Raw genomic sequence first — 18,039 nt, forward strand, 5'->3', positions numbered from 1 at the left:
GTCTAAACGTATCGCACGTTTCGCCGCGCGGCGTGTGACTAAGGGACAATTGATGCATGCACGAACCCGACCTCACCGATGCGTGGCTGGTGATTCCCCTGTACAACGAGGAATCCGTGGTCGGCGGCGTGATCTCGCAGGCGCTCGCCGTGTTTCCCCACGCGGTGGCGGTCGATGACGGGTCAAGTGACGGTTCCGCTCGCGCGGCGGCGCAGGCGGGGGCCGATATCGTGTCCCACCCGATCAACCTGGGGCAGGGCGCGGCCCTGCAAACGGGAATCGAATACGCGCTGCGCCAGGGCGCGCGGTGGATCGTGACGTTCGACGCCGACGGCCAGCACCGCGTTGCCGATGCGGCGGCGATGGTCGGGCTCGGACAGGCGGCGGGCGTCCCGGTCGTGCTGGGGTCGAGGTTCCTGGACGACCGCACCAAGGCCGGGTTCGTGAAGAGGATCGTGCTGCGCCTGGCGGTCTGGTTCACCAACGCGACCACCGGGCTGCGCCTCACCGACGCGCATAACGGACTGCGGGCGCTGCGGCGCGATGCCGCCTTGCACATCGATCTACAGCAGGCTCGCATGGCCCATGCGAGCGAGATAATCAGTCAGGTTGCCGCGGCCAAGCTGCCCTACCGCGAATTCCCCGTCCAGGTCCTGTACACCGATTACTCCCGGTCCAAGGGGCAATCGGTCCTCAACGCGGTCAATATCATCGTCGAACTGCTATTCAAGTAAGGGGACACAGCGAACATGTGGATCAAGGTGCTGCTTCTCATCGCAATCATGGCCGTCGCATTCGCGCTGACCCGCGCCACTGTCGGGGTTCGCCGCCAGGCTTTGCGCCGCCTGCTGCTGGCCTTCTTCGTGGTGGCCGCGGCCCTATCGGTGCTGTTCCCCGGCGCCCTGACGCGGATCGCGAACCTGGTTGGCGTCGGGCGCGGCACGGACCTGCTGCTGTACGCTCTGGTGATCGCGTTCTTGAGCTATGTGGCGACGTCCTACCGGCGCACAAGCGCGCAATCTCGCCAAATCGTGGCGCTTGCTCGGGAGATCGCCCTGTTGCGCGCGCAGATCGACCCGCGCAATCTCCACAACTCCTCCACGTCCCGCTCCCAGCGCGTGCCACCGAACTGCGATTCCAGGCAATACGATTCTGAATTGTGACTGAGGAAAACACCCCGCAAACTCGCCGCGCCCGCCGACTCATGCAGGAGGCGCAGCTGCGCGAGGAGCGGTTACGCAGGATGGACGAGGCCTATCAAAGCCCGCAGACCCCCGCCCCGCAACAGCCAGTCACTCCCGCGCCCTGGCAGCGCAACGATGAGCCGGCGACCATCGACGGCACCTCTACGGCGGGCGCGCCCGCAGCGGGCGGCGACGAGCCCCATTCGACGTCGGCTGGCAGCCCCGCCGAACCCGACTCCGCCGGCACCGCCGAACCCGGCGCAGTAGGCGGCCAGCCCGCTTCTTTCTCCGCTAGCGGCACCGGTCCCGTGCGCCGGTCGAGCGTTTTCGGCGCCGACGCTCGCGGTGCGCAGCTGCGGGATCCCTCGGCGCCGGCCCGCCCGGTAGCCCAGGATCGCGCTTTCGCGCCCGCGCAACCGGCTTTCGGAGGGGGCTCGGCTCCCGCGGCGCCAACCGGCTCGACGCAGGACCCCGCGGATAGCGCCGCCCAACCCGCATCGTTCGCCCAACCCGCATCGTTCGCGCCGGGCGCGGCCGGTGCACCGGCCGCCGCGGGTCCCGCCCTGGACCTGTCGGCGATGGAGGGCGACCGCACTTGCGGGCAGGTTCATGCTCGCAAGCGCAAAACCCGCAAGGCCCTGAAGATCGCGAGCCTGACGGTGGCCGCTGGTCTGGTGTTTTCCACGACGGCGGTCGCGGCCGTCTACCAACGCTTCCAGGGCAATATCAAGTACGTCGACGTCGGCAACCTGGTTGAGGACACCGAAGCCACATCCACGTTCCAGCCGCCCAGCGACCCGAGTTCCGGCAAGGCGCTCAACTACCTCGTCATCGGGGTGGATGATCGCTCTGGCAGCAACTCCAAGCTTTCGGATCACTCCGTGGAGGGGGCGCGGAGCGACACCACGATGGTTTTGCACATTTCGGAGAACCGCAAGCGGATGGAGGTCGTCTCGATCCCGCGCGACTCGATGCTCCAGGTTCCCTCGTGCAAGCTGAGCAATGGCAAGCGAACCACCGCCTACTTCGGAATGTTCAACAGCGCGTACGCCACCGGCTACGACCAAGGCGGCGACACCGAATCCGCGGTGGCATGCGTGTGGCGCACGATCCAACAGAACACGGGCGTCAAGCTCGATGGGGCGGTTATGGTCGATTTCGCCGGGTTCGCCGGTGTCGTCGACGCGATGGGGGGGCTATACATGTGCATCCCGGAGGAGACGATTTCCAAGGACGCGGGCAACCTGCACCTACAGGCGGGATGGCAGACCCTCAACGGAAAGAAGGCGTTGGGGTACGCCCGGGCGCGCAAGGGGACGGGGCAGAATTTCGATGGTTCGGACCTGTCCCGCACCGGACGCCAGCAGCAAATGGTCGCAGCTATGTTCAACCAGATCACGGAGGATGGGGTCCTGAACGACCCGACCAAGCTCTTCAAGTTCGTCGATGCGACGACCAAGACGCTTACCGTCACCGACACGCTACAGGACACCACTGGCTTGGTGGGATTGGCCTACTCCCTGCGCAGCATCCGTGCCAAGAACGTCACCTTCATGACGATCCCCTACGAGGCATACCCCCAGGATCGCAACCGCATCCAGTGGTCCGCGGCCGCGGACACGGTGTGGGCCAACATGGCGGCGGACAAGGCTATAGCCAAGACGGAAAAGTCATCGGACTCCACCAAGTCGGCGACCGGATCGACCAAGACAACAACCACGACGCCGACTCCGGGACGCGATGCTTTCAATGCGGACCAGACCACCGCCGTGTGCAAAACCACCGCCAAGTCGAAGAAGAACTGATTCTCAGTGACTGATCGTTCCAAGAAGGCGGGCGGCCCGCCGCCCAGTTTCGCACCGTCCTCGTCCCGTCGCCGCCCCGCGGACGACGACGCCACGGTCGTGGGGCCAAGCGACTCGGACCGCATCGACCAAACCAGGGTGATGCCCGCCGACAGCGCCGCGCGGCAGACGGATCGCCCACAGCGGCCGTTGGCGTCCGGCGCGGGTTCGCGGCCGGCTGCGAACCCGCGGCGCATCGCTCCGCACTCCGCCTCCAACCACGCCCCCCAGCGCTCGGAGCGTGGCCGCGACAAGCAAGTCAATGAGGGACGAGTCCGCCCCAGCGCGGACCGGCATGACCGCAGCGGTGCGCAGGGGCCTGCCGACCGGCCCGCGGGTCGCAACCGTGCGGAAGGTCCCGATCAATCGGGCCCGGCCGCTGCGACGCCGGAGGCGACCGCGCGGGCCGCGCAGGCGCGTCGCAAGCGTCGCCGGCGCACGGTGGCATCGATCGTCGTACTCGCGCTGATCTTGCTGCTCGCCTGGCCGATCGGGCTGGGCATCTGGGCCAATGGCAAGATTCAACACGTCGCCGCTCTCAGCGACGAGCCGGTGGGCCCTGCGACGACCTACCTTTTGGCCGGTTCCGATTCACGTGCCGAATACGCGCCCGACTCGACGGTGCAGGGCGCCCGATCCGACACGATCATGCTCTTGACGGTTCCGGCATCCGGGCCGACCTCGCTGATTTCGCTGCCGCGCGACACCTATGCTGAGATTCCGGGCCATGGGGCGGCGAAACTCAACGCGGCCTATTCCTACGGCGGGCCGAAGCTGCTGGTGGCGACGGTGGAAAAGCTAACCGGCACCAAGGTGGATCATTACGTCGAGGTCGGCTTCAACGGGGTGGAAAACATCGTCGATGCGGTCGGCGGCGTGCGGTTGTGCCTCGACTACAACGTGAACGACAAGCTCTCGAAGCTCAAGTGGAAGAAGGGCTGCCATCGCGCGGGCGGCAAGAAGGCGCTGGCGTTCGCCCGCATGCGCTATTCGGACCCCAAGGGCGATATCGGTAGGGCGGAGCGGCAACGCCAGGTCATCGCCGCAATCACCAAGAAGGTCAAGGATCCGTCACTGCTGTGGAAGCCGGTGCAGCAGGTTTCGCTCATTGAAGCGGGCACGAAGTCCGTCTCCGTGGACACCAATTCGAACATCGTCACGCTGGCGAAGCTGGCGCTGGCTTTCCGCGCCGCGAACGGTGACGGCGGGGTCCGCGGCACGCCACCGATCAAGTCCTTGAATTACCGCCCTGGCAATGTGGGCTCGACGGTGCAACTCGATCCCAAGAAGGCCCCGGGGTTCTTTAAATCCCTGCGCGAGGGAACCATCGAGCCCGGCGAAGTGGGCGGCCTGACCGCGTAGGAGCCGCCGCCAGCCGTGTCATCTGCGGGTTTGCGCTCGCAGCGCCTCACCCTTGTCGTAGGCCTGCTGCCGCAGCGCCGCTTGGAATTCGGTCATCGCGATGCGCAACCGCTCCGCCTGCGCATCCGTTCCGGCCGCGAGGATCCGCGCCGCCAGCAGCCCCGCGTTCCGGGCGCCACCGATCGAGACCGTGGCGACGGGAACCCCGGCCGGCATCTGCACGATCGACAGCAGTGAATCCATGCCGTCCAGATACTTCAGGGGAACGGGCACGCCGATGACCGGAAGCTCGGTGACCGCGGCGAGCATGCCGGGCAAGTGTGCCGCGCCTCCGGCGCCCGCGATTATCACCCGCAATCCGCGCCCCGCCGCGGCGCGGCCGTACTCGATCATTTCCGTCGGCATACGGTGCGCGGAGACAACGTCCGCCTCGTAGCGGATGCCGAATTCGTCGAGCGCTGCGGCGGCAAGCTGCATGACGGGCCAATCCGAGTCGGAACCCATGACGATGCCGACCTGCGCCTCGTTAGCGATACCCATCCGTCTCCCCTTTCGCCGACACGCGGGGTGCCGAGTAGATTGATGTTCTACGATCCCATGATGATTTCGGCGGCAGTTCGCGCCAGCGCCGCGACGGCGCCGGGGTCGTCGCCGCACACGTTGACGTGCCCCAATTTGCGGCCGGGCCTAATCTCTTTGCCGTACAGTTCCACCCGCGCGCCGGGCACCGCCGCCAGCGCCTCGGGCAGCGCGTCGCTGAGCGAGGCGCGGGTAGATCCCAGTATGTTCGCCATGACGGTCACCGGGGCCCGCAAGCCGGTCGGGCCCAGGGGAAGGTCCAGCACCGCCCTGATGTGCTGTTCGAATTGACTGGTTTGCGCGCCGTCGATCGTCCAGTGGCCCGAGTTGTGCGGGCGCATTGCCAGCTCGTTCACCAGCACCCCGGCGCCGCCGCGATCCGAAGTCTCAAACATTTCCACGGCCACAATTCCCGTCACCCCCAGCCCCTGCGCGATCGATAATGCAATCTCGCGAGCCCGGGTGGCGACCGCGGGATCCAGGTCGGGAGCGGGCGCGATGACCTCGGCACACACGCCGCCGCGTTGGATCGACTCCACGACGGGGTAGGTGACGGCCTGCCCGCTGGGCCTGCGCGCGACCAGCACGGCGAGTTCGCGCACAAAGTCGACGCGTTCCTCAACCAGCAGCGGGGTCTGCCCGCCGATCCAGTCCGCCACCTCTGCCGGCGCGTTCACGACCCGGACGCCCTTGCCGTCGTATCCACCGCGCGCCGTCTTCACGACCGCGCTGCCGTCGGCGGATTCGGCCAGGAATTGAACGAGTTCCGCCTCCGCCGTTCGCGCGTCGGCAGAAAGCGCACGCCATCGCGGGCAGGGCACGCCCAGCGCCGTCAGCCGCGTGCGCATTTGAATCTTGTCCTGGGCGTACAGCAGCGCCTCCGGCGGCGGCTGCACGGACACTCCTTGCTCGCGCAGGCCCCGCATCTGGTCGTTGTCGACGTGCTCGTGCTCGAAGGTGAGCGCGTCGGCGCCGTCCGTGAGGCGCCGTAGGTCGGCCGCGTCCTTGGCTCCGCCGACGATCGAATCGACAACGACCTGCGCGGTCGCGCCGTCGGGCGCCTCGACTAACGCGCGCAGGTGCACGCCGAGGCGCTGCGCCGCCGGCGCCATCATTCTGGCCAGCTGACCGCCGCCGATTACGGCGAGTATGGGAGTGCTCACGGACACCCAGCCTACCGAACCGCTCGTGCCAGCCGGGAATCTGCTGCCTCGCCGGCCGCGGCCACCCCCGCGAGCACACGCCCCCGGCCCGCAGTCATCCCCGCCAGCACACGCCCGGTCCGCGGCCAGGGGCCCGCGCTGAACCGGCGCCGGGCGCATTAGGCTGGGTGCATGCCCGTGAAAGTCGCGATCCGTAACCACCGAGCTTTTGCCTGGTTCCTGGAGCTAGCGCGGTTCGGCACCGTGGGACTGCTCGCATACGTCGTTGACGTCGGCGTCTTCAATCTGCTGCGGTTCGGGCCCGGCGACCTCTTGGAGGCCAAGCCGCTGACGGCAAAGGTCATTTCGGCGGCAATCGCGACGCTCGTCGCCTGGACGGGCAACCGGTACTGGACGTTCGCCGGCAAACGCACCAAGAATTCCCTCCGGGAGCTTGCGGGATTCGCCATCGTGAACGTGGGCGGCATGGCGATCGCGGTGGCTACGCTGTGGGTGAGCCACTACGTGTTCGGGTTCACGAGCGCGCTGGCGGACAATGTGGCCGCGAATGTCGTGGGGCTGGTGCTCGGAACCATTTTCCGTTACATCGCGTACCGGACGTGGGTCTTCACCGGATCCGAACCGATCGCTTTCGCGCAGAGCGACATCGCGGTGGAACTCGCAGAGCCGCACGCCCCTGTCGCGAAAGTCGCCCCCGCGGCGCGGGGACGCGAAGCATAGGGTCAATATCGGCGGGCTGGGCCGCGGCGGGCTGGGCCGCGCCGATCTAAGCCGCACCGCTCACGGGCGCCCGAACCGCCGCGCGGATCGGCTCAGAGCGTTGCCATGCACCGCTATCGCCCGGCCCGTGGGGAGCACGTCGTCGGGGTTTAGTCCCTTGGGCACACCCGCGAGGAATATCGAGAACACGGCCGGAACCCGCTGCGAAAGCTCCAGGCGGCCGCCGTCGGCGGCCACCAGGTCGCGCGCTAGCCCCAGCCCAAGGCCCGAACCGCCGCCGGATGTAACCTCGCGTTCGAACACGCGCGGGGCGATCTCCGCGGGCACGCCGTCGCCCTCGTCCGAAATCGACACGACGACCGCGCCGGTGGTCTTGCCCGCTGTCGCGCCGACGGTTGTCGTGCCCGCTCCGTGCTTAAGCGAGTTCTCGATGAGGGTGGCCAACACCTGCGCCAGGGCTCCGGGCGTCGCCAGCACCTGGACGTCTGGATCGACTTCCACGGCCAGCCTCCGATCCGCGGCGGCAAAGCTCGAGGCCCACTCGTCTGCCTGTTGGTCGATCACCTCCCGCAGGTGCACGGGCTCGGTCGTCCCGCCCGTGGTCTGCCGCGCCCGCATCCGCAGGTCATCGACGACTCCCGACAGCCGTTCGACTTGCTCAAGCGCCTTGCGGGCCTCTTCCTCGACGTATTCGTCGTCGCTGGCCATCATGATCTCTTCGACGCGCATCGCCAGCGCGGTCAGCGGCGTGCGCAGCTGATGCGAGACGTCGGATGAGAACTGCCGCTCGACCGCCAGACGCGCCGCGAGTCGGTCCGCGCTCCGCGCCAGTTCCTGGGCAACCAGATCGATTTCCTCGACGCCGGTGGGTTCGATTTTGGGCCTCACATGGCCGGACCCAAGGAGCTCGGCCGATGCCGCCAAGTACACCAGCGGGGCGGACAGCCGGTTCGCCTGCCATGCCGCCCACCACAAACCGACCAGCAGCGCCACGATGCTGAGCGCCCCGACCAGCATCACCACCTGGAAGCATCGCCAAAAGAAGTCCCAGTAAGAGGCGGCGAGCACGACGATGGTATTCGAATCGGTGCGCAGCGCGACCTCGACGGTCCGCCCCGACAGGGTCGATCCGGCGGTTACCTGTTCGCCCGCCGCCGTGACCACGACTATCGATACGGCCATTGATCCCGAGGACCCGGTTGCGAACCTATCGAGCAGCGAACTGTCGACGGACTCCCCCCGCTGCACTCGCCCATCGACGATGCGGCCTATTTCCTCCGCGCGAACCTCCAGGCGCCGGTGTTCGACGTCGGAGATCATTCTTGCCCCGAATATCGCAAGCGGCACGCCGAGGAGTACGACGGTCACCACGACCGAAACCATCGTGGCGAGGAGCACTCGTTGCCTCATTGTGCCCGCCCCCGCGCGGCGCGCACCGCGCTGCTAAGAATCACTCAGTCGGTATCTCGAACCGGAAACCCATGCCGCGAACCGTCGAGATGTAGCTCGGAGAATTAGCATCATCGCCCAGCTTGCGGCGCAGCCAAGAGACGTGCATGTCGAGCGTCTTGGTTGACCCGACGGGCTCCGACCCCCACACTTCCCGCATGAGCGTGTCGCGCAGCACAACAGTCCCGGCGTTTTGCACTAGGACCCGCAACAGTTCGAATTCCTTGGATGTGAGGTGCAGCTCGCGCTCGCCCTGGAACGCCCGGTGCGCCGCGACGTCAACCGTCACGTCCTGCCCGCGCAATTCCTCCACATCGATGGCCTCGCCATGCGATCGGCGAAGCAGCGCCCGCACCCTCGCCAGCAGCTCGGCAAGGCGAAACGGCTTGGTCACGTAATCGTCGGCGCCGGCATCCAACCCGACTACGAGGTCAACCTCGTCGGCCCGCGCCGTCAGCACCAAAATGGGTGTCGTGTAGCCCTTGCTACGAATCGCGCGCGCAGCGTCGAGCCCATCCATATCGGGCAGGCCCAGGTCCAGAATCAGAAGGTCGACATCGCCGGCGCCGGCAACGGCTCCTCCGCCGGTCCCCTGCACGTCGACTTCATAGCCTTCCCGCCCCAAGGCGCGGGCCAAAGGTTCGGCAATAGCGGGGTCATCCTCCGCCAGCAACACGCGAGTCATATACCAAATATAGGTCATGAATACGTATTCGGCAGATGACTTTGGGTCGCCAATGTGGTTCGTATGCAATATGAATACCGCGGTGGCCTACGGTATTGGTGTGACCGAATCGCCATCGACGCTGACCCGCCTGGTCACGTGGCCGGACCGCCACCGGGCTCAGTTCGACGCGATCCTGGCTCTCGTCGTCACCGCCTTCTCTTTGCTCGCCGTCGTGAGCAATGCCGCTTCGCTGCCCGCCGATGCCAAAAGCACCTTCACGGACTACGTGATCCCCATTGCTGCAACGCTCGTGATCTGCGTGCCGCTGGCGTTCCGTCGCTCCCACCCGACGCTCGCATCGGCGCTGACCTATTCGGGCGCGCTGGCGCACATGCTCGCCGGCGTTCCCCTAGTGTTCACCGCGGACCTGGCCGTGCCCATGGCGCTGTTTGCGGTCACCGCCTACGGGACCAAACGCGCGTACACGATCGCCGCCATAGGAGCGGGCGCGGGCTCGGTTATGGTCGCCGTGCTGTTCGCCGGGACCGCCGGCTACAGCGCCGCGCTAGCCGTGTTCGTCGCGATATTTGTCGGCCTCATTTTCGCGGCGGTCTTCGCATTCGCCCTGGTGCGGCGCTCCCGACTCGCGGAAATCTCGCAGCTTGCCGCCCGCGCCAAGACTCTGGAGCAAGAACGAGATGCCCAGGCCGTGCAGGCGGCGTCCAACGAACGTACCCGCATCGCCCGGGAAATGCACGACATCATCGCCCACTCGCTCACCGTCCTGATCGCGCAGGCCGACGGCGGCAGGTACGCGGCCGCCGCCGACCCGCAGGCGGCGGTGCGGTCCTTGGAGACGATAGGCGAGGTCGGGCGAGCTGCGCTCGCCGACGTGCGCCGCCTCCTGGGAGTGTTGCGCGACGGGACGCCGGACGAGAGCGCGGCCCCAGGCTCGTTCGCCGCACCCGACGCCACCATGGCGGGGGGCTTGGGCGTGGCACCAACCTCACCGCAGCCGGGCGTCGAGGGGCTCACCGAGCTCATCGAGCAAATGCGCACGGCGCGCCTGCGCGTCTCGTACGCCGTCACCGGTCGGGCGCGCAGGCTTCCCCCCGGAATCGGTCTCATGGCGTACCGGATTTGTCAGGAATCGCTCACTAACGTTCTCAAACACGCCGGCCCCGACCCGGCGGTGTCGGTCCTGGTGGCGTGGGGGGCCTCGTCCATCACTATCGAGGTCAGCGACGACGGCCGCGGCGCCTCGGCGCCCAGCGACGGCGTGGGCCACGGGGTCATCGGGATGCGCGAACGCGCGGCCATGATCGGCGCCAACCTGCAAGCCGGCCCCAAGCCCGGCGGCGGCTACCGCGTCCGCTGCGTCATTCCGGTCCCCACCGAACGCTCCCAACCGCAAAGCGAGGAAATCCCGTCCCTATGAGCACCTCGATCGCAGCCGCCGAGGCCCCCATCCGGGTCGCCGTCGTCGACGACCAGGCACTGGTCCGCGCCGGATTCTCCATGGTCATAGACTCGCAACCCGATATGCGGGTCGTCGCCCAGGCCGACAACGGTGCCACGGCCGTTGCTGAGCTCACGGCGGCGGACGTCGACGTGGTCCTGATGGACGTTCGCATGCCCGGGATGGACGGCCTGAGCGCGACGGGCGAGCTGGTCGCCGCCTGGCACCGGGGCGGCAACGATGCGCGCATTATCGTCCTGACGACGTTCGACGTGGATGAATACGCGATCGACGCGATCGAGCACGGTGCGTCGGGTTTCCTGCTCAAGGACGCACCTCCCGAAGAAATGCTCGCGGCGATCCGCAACGTGCATCGCGGCGATGCCGTGCTGGCTCCCTCGACCACCCGGCGGCTGCTCGACCGCCTGGGGCGGCAACGGCCCGACCTGCCGCCGGCGACCGCGCCGGACCCCCGATTGGGTGACCTCACGGACCGCGAGCGCGAGGTCCTCACGCTGATAGCGCAGGGCCTGACGAATCAGGAAATTGCCGCGCAGCTGGTCGTGGCGGAAGCCACCGTGAAGACGCACATCGGGCGGATCTTGGCGAAACTCGAGGTGCGTGACCGCGTCCAGGCGGTGATCTTCGCCTACGAGGTCGGGCTGGTCGCGCCGGGAGGCAAGTAGCGCGGCAGGCGGCACGGGGCACGGCAGGCGGTACGGGGGCCGGGTTGTACGACCGTGGTCGTACGCCACGATGCTGTGTGCGCCCATAGACCATCCTGTGGACTGATGTGCGGGGTCGATGGCTTCCTTAGGCTCGAACCATAACGTTCTTAAGACCCCAAGGGAGAATGACATGACCGCACCCGCTTCGCTGCGCACGACGCCGACCATAGCCGTCGCCGCCCGGAACCTGACCAAGACCTACGGGCAGGGCGCTGCCCAGGTGCGCGCTCTCGACGGCGTCAATGTCGACTTTGCGGAAGGCCAGTTCACGGCGATCATGGGGCCATCCGGCTCCGGCAAATCGACCCTCATGCACCTGCTCGCGGGCCTGGACACAGCATCCGGCGGCAACGCGTACATTGGCCAAACCGACGTGACACAGCTCACCGACAATCAGCTGACCGAGTTGCGCCGTCACCGCATCGGATTTGTGTTCCAGTCCTTCAACCTACTTCCGATGTTCACCGCCGAGCAGAACATCGTGTTGCCCGTCGAGCTTGCCGGCGGGAAGGTCAACCGCGAGTGGTTCGACACCCTCGTCACCACCCTCGGGTTGGGCAACCGTCTCGGGCACCGGCCCGCGGAACTATCGGGGGGCCAGCAGCAGCGCGTCGCCATCGCCCGCGCGCTCATCGCCCGCCCCGAGGTTATTTTCGCCGACGAGCCCACCGGCAACCTAGATACCCGTGCCGGAATAGAGGTGCTGAGCTTCCTGCGTCAGTCTGTAAGGGAGTTGGGACGGACCATCATCATGGTGACCCACGACCCTTCCGCTGCGTCGTATGCAGACCGTGTGATCTTGCTTGCCGACGGTCGCATTGCTGGCGTCATTGACCAGCCCACGCCCGATTCCGTGCTCGCGGGCCTCGACGCCCTGCGCACCGTGAGCGACGTCGCCACCACCGGGGTGCAGCACTGATGCTACGACTAACGTTGGCGCAAATGCGCCGCTCCATGGGCCGACTCGTCGCGGCCGGCATCGCTATCGCGCTCGGCACGGGGTTTGTCTGCGCGACCCTGTTGGCATCCAACGCTATGACGCGGGCCACCTACGACGCCGTGACCGCAAACTACGGCAAGGCGGACGTGGTTATCACGTCCAATGGCGAAGTCGAACTCAAGGATCTGGACAGGATCGCCAAGCTTCCAGGGGTCTCCGAAGTCGCGCCGGGCGGCACGACGGGGCTGGTCGTCGGGGCCCTAGATTCGGGGGCGTACCTGAACGTCGCCGCCGTCGCGAGCGGCGACTTGGCTCCCTACGAGCTGGAATCGGGGCGCCTGCCGACCGCCAGCGACGAGATCGCCGTGCCCGCTTCCCGCGCGGAAGAGCTCGACGCACAGGTCGGCAAGACCATCACCGTGACGTCCTACGACCAATCGGGCACGGACAGCCGCCAGCTCACAGTTGTCGGACTGGTCAACAACCATGGCGCCGCGTTCCTCGGGCAGGGCGACCTGGGCGTCATGACTCTCACCGGCATCACCGATACGCTCGCTGCCCTGGGTGTTGCTTCGCCCGAAAGCTACGTCGCGTCCGTCATGGAACCGACGCTGGTGAAAATTGCGGATTCCACCAGCCTCGACACGGCAACCACCGAATTAGCCACCGCCCTGCCCAGCGCCACCGTCAAGACCCGTGACCAGGCGGCCAGCGACGCAATGGCCTCATTCTCGGACGGGCAGGACGTGTTCACCGGATTCATCCTGGCTTTCGCCGCACTCGCTATGGTGGTGGCGGGCCTCGTCATCGCCAATACCTTCCAAGTCCTGGTCGCGCAGCGCACCCGGACGCTGGCGCTGTTGCGCTGCACCGGCGCCTCGAAGAGCCAACTGCTCCGATCCGTGCTGACCGAGGGAGCCATTTTGGGCTTGCTGTCCTCGATTGTCGGCGTCGTGCTTGCCACGGGGCTGGTGCAGGCGGCCCTGATGATCATCGGCCGTGTCCAGCATTCGTTCGAGGTTCCCCCCCGGGTGCAAGTCACATGGCCCTCGATCGTGGTGCCCATTGCCATCGGTATCGCAGTCACCGTAGTGGCGTGCTTCGTTCCGGCGCGGGAGGCAACGCGGGTGGCCCCGCTGGCCGCCTTGCGGCCCATGGAGGCGCCGTCGCTGCGCAAGCGCGGCGGGGTTGTGCGGCTGGTCTTGTCGCTGCTGTTCGGCCTGGGCGGTGCGGGTTTGCTCGCTTTGGGCCTTGCCGCGGGCAAGGACCAGGTCGATTACGGCTTGCTGCTGGGCGTCGCCGGTGGCGCCATCTCGTTCTTCGGGGTGGCCCTTGGCGCGGTGTTCTGGCTTCCACCGGCGGCTCGCCTCATGGCCTTTCTTTTGGCCAAGGCCGGGCCCGCCGCCCGCTTGGCGGCCGCGAACGGCGTGCGCAATCCGCGCCGCATCGCCGCCACCAGCACCGCCCTGCTGATCGGCGTCACGCTTGTCACGACCATGTCGGTGGGCGCCGCGAGCGCGCGAGCAACCATGAAAAATACCTTGGACCAGGCATTCCCCTTCGATATCGCGGTCACCCCGTTCGCGGTCAGTTCGGCCGAGGAACCCGGCGCCGCAGACGCGACCGCCGATGCGACGCAGTCGGCCGCGACCAAACAGACCGCCAAGGATCTGCTCGCAACAGTGACGAAGGTCGAGGGCGTCAGCCACGCGGCTATCGCCCGCGCCGCGACCTCGATCACTAGCACGGGGGGTGAGGCCAAGACGGCGACCACCTACATCGTTTCGACCGACCCCGCCACGGATGCGGGACTCGTCTTGCGCGGCACCCGGGATCTGGACAAGGTGAGGCCCGGCACGGTGGTCATGTCATCCGCCATGGCCGAATCCATCGCGGACTCGCTCGCAGAACCCATCAAGACCGGCACATCCCTTCGCCTGGGCGATGCCTCCAACGCGGGGCCCACAGTTACCGTCGCGGTCGTCGATGGGCCCTCCCAATTTGTGGTGGCCGACCCCACCGACATGGACAGGCTCGAGGCCGCACAGCCTTCTGCGGTCACCCGCCTGGTGCTGGCCTCCTTGACCCCGGATGCCGATGCGAGCACCGTCCAGTCGAAAATCCAGGACAATGCCAGCACCGCCGTGCAGGTGACTTCGCCCGCGGCCGAACGCGCCATGTTCGATACCGTCATCAACACGCTGCTCGCGATCATCGTGGGATTGCTTGCGATAGCAGTGGTGATCGCCCTGATCGGTGTCGCAAACACCCTCTCGCTATCGGTGATCGAACGGCGTCGCGAATCCGCGACCCTGCGGGCGATCGGCCTCTCGCGCGGCCAGCTGCGCTGGACGCTAGCGATCGAAGGTTCGTTCATAGCGGCCGTCGGCACCATCTTAGGGGCGTTGCTGGGGCTCGCCTACGGGTGGATCGGTTCGACGATCGTGCTTGGCGCGTTTGCCGAACCCGTCCTCATCGTGCCGTGGCGCGACCTGGGACTCGTGGCGCTCGTGTCGCTGAGCGCAGGCCTGCTTGCGTCGGTTGTGCCGGCGCGCGGCGCGCTGCGCCAGTCCCCCGTGGAGGCGCTGGCAGTCGACTAGGAAACGATGTCACTCATCGCGTGGCGCCTGCTCCGGCTCGGGGTAGGCGCCACGCATACGTCCCGCACTCGTCGTCGCGCGCACCACGCGGGGCAGGAAAAGCAGCACGAGGCTTGCCATCGCCGTCACGAGCAGCATCCCTGACATCAGGTAGGGCAGCGACGAGACCACCGACACCGTGGCCACCAGGACCAACAATTCGAGCGTAATGGCGGGGCCGCGCAGCCATGAGCGACTTTCGAACGCGGCACGGGCGAATGCGCCAAACGCCAATGCGATCCCCGCCGCCGCCACGCTCAGGCCCACGAGCAGGGAGCGTTCGTCGCTATCTGCGCCGATGGCCAGCCACACCCCAACCCCCGCTGCTGCCAGCGCCAGCAGGCCCTGCGCGCCGAAAACGGCCGCGAGCGCTCTGAGCTGCCACGTCGGCCGCTCGCTGGGCACCGTGCTCGGTTGCGCTTCGAGAATCGGTTCGTTGGATGTCATGGTCCTACCGTACCTAAGTCCCTACCGCAGTCGAACAAGCGGCTCAAATGTGACGAAGGCAACACTGGAGGGATCGGGTAGACCTTCCCGATCTCTTGTGATCTGCCGCCAGTCGTGTGAACCTAGATATCGGCTATTTTTACCCTCCGGCAATGCCAGAGCCTCACTTCGTTCACTCTTGGGTCCGAGTTGTGGTCAATAGCGAACCAATCGACGGCTGTCGATCGCGGGAATTGGCCCCGGGATCGACAATTCCGCGGACCGATTCGTGGCATTGTCTGACCGCTTAAGGAGCATGTTCATGGATTGGCGCAATCGCGCTGCGTGTCTGACCGAGGACCCGGAACTGTTTTTCCCCATTGGGAACACCGGCCCGGCCCTGGTGCAGATCGAAGAAGCAAAAAAGGTGTGCAACCGGTGCGAGGTCGTTGACGTGTGCCTCAAGTGGGCCATCGAATCCGGGCAGGACGCGGGGGTATGGGGCGGAATGTCGGAGGACGAGCGCCGCGCCTTCAAGCGCCGCACCGCTCGCGCGCGCCGCGCCGGCTAAAGCCTGTCACTAGTTCCTCAGAGCCGCTGGGTACCGATCGGGTGCCCAGCGGCTCTTTCGTTTTGCGGGCGCGGGAACCGCGCTAGTCGTCGAGCGGAACTTCGAGGTGAACCTCCGTGCCACCGCCCGGGCGGGCGCTCCAACTGATTGTTCCGCGCAGTTCGTTTGCGACAAGCGTGGATACGATCTGCGTACCCAGGCCGCCGCCCGGCCCCGCGTCGCCCATGCCCTGGCCGTCGTCGCTCACTAAGATGTGCATCCCGGCGTTGGTTCGCTCCGCGATGATTTCGACCGTCCCGCCGCCGACGGGGGCCAGCCCGTGCTCAACAGCGTTCGTCACCAATTCGGTCAGAACTAGCGCTAGCGCCGTCGCGGCGTCAGCCGGCACGTGCCCAAACTTGCCGGTGCACACCGTCCGCACGGGCGTGTCAGCGGCGGCCACATCCGCGGCAAGGCGCAGCACTCTGCCCACCATGGCATCGAATTCGACGCGCTCGTCGAGCGCCTGCGACAGCGAGTCGTGCACTAGGGCGATAGTGGCGACGCGGCGCATGGCCTCGTCCAATGCTGCGCGTGCTTCCGGCACCTTCATGCGCCGCGATTGCAGACGCAGCAGGGCGGCCACTGTCTGGAGGTTGTTCTTGACGCGGTGGTGTATCTCGCGAATCGTCGCATCCTTGGTGATCAATTCCCGCTCGCGGCGGCGCAGCTCCGAAACGTCACGACACAACAGCACGGCCCCTATGCGCGCCCCCGACGGCTCGATCAGCGGCACCGCTCGCAGCGAGAGGCAAACCCCGCGCGATTCGATTTCAGCACGCCAGGCGGCCTTGCCGAGCAAAACCAATGGCAACGATTCATCCACCGGCGACTTGTATTCGACGATGTCGGTAACGATCTCGATCAGCGAGTCGCCGACAAGCGGCCCCATGACGCCCAGGCGATGAAAGCAGCTCAGGGCGTTCGGGCTTGCGTACAGCACCTCACCCTCGCCGTTGAGTCGGATCAGCCCGTCGCCAACCCGCGGGGCGCCTCGCCGCGGCCCGGTGGTCCCGTCGGGAAGCGGAAAATCTCCGACGGACACCATGGTGAGCAGGTCGTCGGCCGCCTCGACGTAATTCAGTTCGAGTCTGCTCGGCGTGCGCCCGGACCCGAGGTTGGTCTGGCGCGCCAGGACTGCGATCACCGTGCTGCCCCGCCTAACCGGCACCGTGTCCTCACGCACCGCGTAGGTGCCGAACCAGCGCGGCTCGCGAATCTTGTGGATCTTGCCGGTGGCCATAGTCTCACGCAGAATCTCAACGGATCCTTCTGGCGCGAAGCTGCCCACAATATCGTCGTAATGCACGGTGGCGCCGGTGCTCGGCCGGCACTGCGCGACCGCCATGAAGGCGCCATCCGTCGTGGGCACCCACAGCACCAGATCAGCGAAGGCCAGGTCGGAGATGAGTTGCCAGTCTCCGATGAGAAGATGGAGCCAATCCGCCTGTGCAGGGTCAAGATCGGTGTGAGCGGCGACTAGTTCGCTGATAGTTGACACACAAGTAACCATACGCAGTAGCGGGCAGTCGGCCATAGTCCGGCATAGGCTTAGCGTGAGTGATTTTGCTCAACGTGATTGGAGGATCATGCAGGTCGATGTCGCAACGGCAGTTGCTTACTCAACGTCCGCGGTCGTCAGCGCTCTTTGCGACGAGGACTTCATCACGTTTGTGACTGCCAAGACGGGCGCGACTGTCACCCATATCACCACAACATCTCAGACGAATGGTGCCGCCACGGTGGTGGTCCGTCGCAATTTGCCGACGACGGTCATCCCCGCGCAAGCGCGTGCCTTCGTCGGGTCAAATCTTGAGTTGCGCGAGGTGGACGCGTGGGCTGAGCCCATGCAGGGAGCCGACGGTCCGCGTTACGGAACCATCGCGATCGAGGTCGCGGGAGTCCCCGCCCACGCGAGCGGACACGTGCGCGTGCTTCCCACGGAAGGAGGCTGCAACCTCCGCTACGACCTGACGGTGCGCGCAACTGTGCCGCTGTTCGGGGCCGTCATCGAGCGCCAGGTGGCCGATGGCGTGCGCACCGCGGTGGACGCGCTTTGCGCTGCGCTCGAGGAATGGCTCAAATCGAGATCGGGCGAGTAAGGGAGCTGCGGCGCGTCCGCAGCGAGAATCGTCGCTTTCATGCGCGCAGGCAGGATAACCTTAGTGGTGTTGTGCGGTCCGGCGCATCGTGATGCCTTACTTGGTGGACGCCGGCCGTCCGGTTTTATCTGTGCGCCGCTTTGCGGCCACTGCGATGTTGGCTTTGT

Annotated in this window: 17 protein-coding genes; 11 read left to right on the plus strand and 6 right to left on the minus strand. The window is 66.7% G+C overall.

All coding sequences use genetic code 11. The annotated features are described in order from the left end of the window. Nucleotides 1-56 precede the first annotated feature (56 nt). The 4 genes from FB389_RS04440 to FB389_RS04455 are packed head-to-tail and all read left to right on the plus strand — an operon-like array spanning nucleotide 57 to nucleotide 4,390. On the plus strand, nucleotides 57-734 hold the full coding sequence (locus FB389_RS04440; protein ID WP_142111554.1) for a glycosyltransferase family 2 protein: 678 nt from the start codon (nucleotides 57-59) through the stop codon (nucleotides 732-734). 15 nt (nucleotides 735-749) lie between these two features. Beyond that, nucleotides 750-1,163, plus strand: coding sequence for a DUF2304 domain-containing protein (locus FB389_RS04445; RefSeq protein ID WP_142111555.1), 414 nt, complete (start codon nucleotides 750-752; stop codon nucleotides 1,161-1,163). Continuing rightward, nucleotides 1,160-2,989, plus strand: coding sequence for an LCP family protein (locus FB389_RS04450; protein ID WP_142111556.1), 1,830 nt, complete (start codon nucleotides 1,160-1,162; stop codon nucleotides 2,987-2,989). The genes FB389_RS04445 and FB389_RS04450 overlap by 4 nt, the downstream gene beginning before the upstream one ends. A 6-nt stretch (nucleotides 2,990-2,995) precedes the next feature. Continuing rightward, nucleotides 2,996-4,390 (plus strand): LCP family protein, encoded by a 1,395-nt coding sequence (locus FB389_RS04455; RefSeq protein WP_246043515.1) that lies wholly within the window; start codon nucleotides 2,996-2,998, stop codon nucleotides 4,388-4,390. Nucleotides 4,391-4,408: 18 nt separating this feature from the next. On the opposite strand, the gene purE is transcribed toward FB389_RS04455, so the two are convergent. Further along, entirely contained in the window at nucleotides 4,409-4,930 is a 522-nt protein-coding gene (gene purE, locus FB389_RS04460; protein ID WP_142111557.1) for a 5-(carboxyamino)imidazole ribonucleotide mutase, read from the minus strand. Between the two features lie 47 nt (nucleotides 4,931-4,977). Then, nucleotides 4,978-6,132, minus strand: a complete 1,155-nt coding sequence (locus FB389_RS04465; RefSeq protein WP_246043516.1) for a 5-(carboxyamino)imidazole ribonucleotide synthase — start codon at nucleotides 6,130-6,132, stop codon at nucleotides 4,978-4,980. A gap of 171 nt (nucleotides 6,133-6,303) precedes the next feature. Here FB389_RS04465 and FB389_RS04470 point away from each other — a divergent pair, with 171 nt between their 5' ends. Continuing rightward, nucleotides 6,304-6,852: a GtrA family protein gene (locus FB389_RS04470; RefSeq protein WP_142111559.1), complete on the plus strand. Its 549-nt coding sequence runs from the start codon at nucleotides 6,304-6,306 to the stop codon at nucleotides 6,850-6,852. 60 nt (nucleotides 6,853-6,912) lie between these two features. Here FB389_RS04470 and FB389_RS04475 read toward each other — a convergent pair whose 3' ends face one another. Together FB389_RS04475 and FB389_RS04480 are read right to left on the minus strand one after the other, a co-directional pair. Further along, nucleotides 6,913-8,250 (minus strand): sensor histidine kinase, encoded by a 1,338-nt coding sequence (locus FB389_RS04475; RefSeq protein WP_342776017.1) that lies wholly within the window; start codon nucleotides 8,248-8,250, stop codon nucleotides 6,913-6,915. A 52-nt stretch (nucleotides 8,251-8,302) separates the two neighbouring features. Continuing rightward, entirely contained in the window at nucleotides 8,303-8,986 is a 684-nt protein-coding gene (locus FB389_RS04480) for a response regulator transcription factor (protein WP_142111561.1), read from the minus strand. 100 nt (nucleotides 8,987-9,086) lie between these two features. Between FB389_RS04480 and FB389_RS04485 the strand changes: the two genes are divergently transcribed. The 4 genes from FB389_RS04485 (at nucleotide 9,087) to FB389_RS04500 (ending at nucleotide 14,695) form a co-directional block, all read left to right on the plus strand. Beyond that, nucleotides 9,087-10,406 carry a sensor histidine kinase gene (locus tag FB389_RS04485; protein ID WP_246043517.1) on the plus strand — a complete coding sequence of 440 codons (1,320 nt, stop codon included), beginning with the start codon at nucleotides 9,087-9,089 and terminating at the stop codon, nucleotides 10,404-10,406. Then, complete coding sequence (locus FB389_RS04490) at nucleotides 10,403-11,113, plus strand: response regulator (RefSeq protein ID WP_142111562.1); 711 nt, start codon at nucleotides 10,403-10,405, stop codon at nucleotides 11,111-11,113. The genes FB389_RS04485 and FB389_RS04490 overlap by 4 nt, the downstream gene beginning before the upstream one ends. A gap of 172 nt (nucleotides 11,114-11,285) precedes the next feature. Beyond that, nucleotides 11,286-12,074 carry an ABC transporter ATP-binding protein gene (locus FB389_RS04495; protein WP_142111563.1) on the plus strand — a complete coding sequence of 263 codons (789 nt, stop codon included), beginning with the start codon at nucleotides 11,286-11,288 and terminating at the stop codon, nucleotides 12,072-12,074. Further along, nucleotides 12,074-14,695 carry an ABC transporter permease gene (locus tag FB389_RS04500; protein ID WP_142111564.1) on the plus strand — a complete coding sequence of 874 codons (2,622 nt, stop codon included), beginning with the start codon at nucleotides 12,074-12,076 and terminating at the stop codon, nucleotides 14,693-14,695. The genes FB389_RS04495 and FB389_RS04500 overlap by 1 nt, the downstream gene beginning before the upstream one ends. 9 nt (nucleotides 14,696-14,704) lie before the next feature. Here the strand turns inward: FB389_RS04500 and FB389_RS04505 are convergent, their stop codons facing one another. Next, nucleotides 14,705-15,181: a hypothetical protein gene (locus FB389_RS04505; RefSeq protein ID WP_142111565.1), complete on the minus strand. Its 477-nt coding sequence runs from the start codon at nucleotides 15,179-15,181 to the stop codon at nucleotides 14,705-14,707. 301 nt (nucleotides 15,182-15,482) lie between these two features. Between FB389_RS04505 and FB389_RS04510 the strand changes: the two genes are divergently transcribed. After that, complete coding sequence (locus FB389_RS04510; protein WP_142111566.1) at nucleotides 15,483-15,731, plus strand: WhiB family transcriptional regulator; 249 nt, start codon at nucleotides 15,483-15,485, stop codon at nucleotides 15,729-15,731. Nucleotides 15,732-15,813: 82 nt separating this feature from the next. Here FB389_RS04510 and FB389_RS04515 read toward each other — a convergent pair whose 3' ends face one another. Further along, nucleotides 15,814-17,271: a sensor histidine kinase gene (locus FB389_RS04515; protein ID WP_246043518.1), complete on the minus strand. Its 1,458-nt coding sequence runs from the start codon at nucleotides 17,269-17,271 to the stop codon at nucleotides 15,814-15,816. A 55-nt stretch (nucleotides 17,272-17,326) separates the two neighbouring features. On the opposite strand from FB389_RS04515, the gene FB389_RS04520 reads away from it, so the two are divergent. Continuing rightward, the gene (locus FB389_RS04520; protein ID WP_142111567.1) at nucleotides 17,327-17,872 is read left to right on the plus strand and encodes a DUF2505 domain-containing protein; all 546 of its coding nucleotides are present in this window, start codon (nucleotides 17,327-17,329) and stop codon (nucleotides 17,870-17,872) included. Nucleotides 17,873-18,039 lie beyond the last annotated feature (167 nt).

The sequence above is a fragment of the Rarobacter incanus genome (assembly GCF_006715765.1).
Taxonomy (GTDB): Bacteria; Actinomycetota; Actinomycetes; order Actinomycetales; family Cellulomonadaceae; genus Rarobacter; species Rarobacter incanus.

Coding starts and splice junctions, on each gene's coding strand:
- FB389_RS04440 (WP_142111554.1), top strand. CDS start 57: ATGCACGAACCCGACCTCACCGATGCGTGGCTGGTGATTCCCCTGTAC.
- FB389_RS04445 (WP_142111555.1), top strand. CDS start 750: ATGTGGATCAAGGTGCTGCTTCTCATCGCAATCATGGCCGTCGCATTC.
- purE (WP_142111557.1), bottom strand. CDS start 4,930: ATGGGTATCGCTAACGAGGCGCAGGTCGGCATCGTCATGGGTTCCGAC.
- FB389_RS04470 (WP_142111559.1), top strand. CDS start 6,304: ATGCCCGTGAAAGTCGCGATCCGTAACCACCGAGCTTTTGCCTGGTTC.
- FB389_RS04480 (WP_142111561.1), bottom strand. CDS start 8,986: ATGACTCGCGTGTTGCTGGCGGAGGATGACCCCGCTATTGCCGAACCT.
- FB389_RS04490 (WP_142111562.1), top strand. CDS start 10,403: ATGAGCACCTCGATCGCAGCCGCCGAGGCCCCCATCCGGGTCGCCGTC.
- FB389_RS04495 (WP_142111563.1), top strand. CDS start 11,286: ATGACCGCACCCGCTTCGCTGCGCACGACGCCGACCATAGCCGTCGCC.
- FB389_RS04500 (WP_142111564.1), top strand. CDS start 12,074: ATGCTACGACTAACGTTGGCGCAAATGCGCCGCTCCATGGGCCGACTC.
- FB389_RS04505 (WP_142111565.1), bottom strand. CDS start 15,181: ATGACATCCAACGAACCGATTCTCGAAGCGCAACCGAGCACGGTGCCC.
- FB389_RS04510 (WP_142111566.1), top strand. CDS start 15,483: ATGGATTGGCGCAATCGCGCTGCGTGTCTGACCGAGGACCCGGAACTG.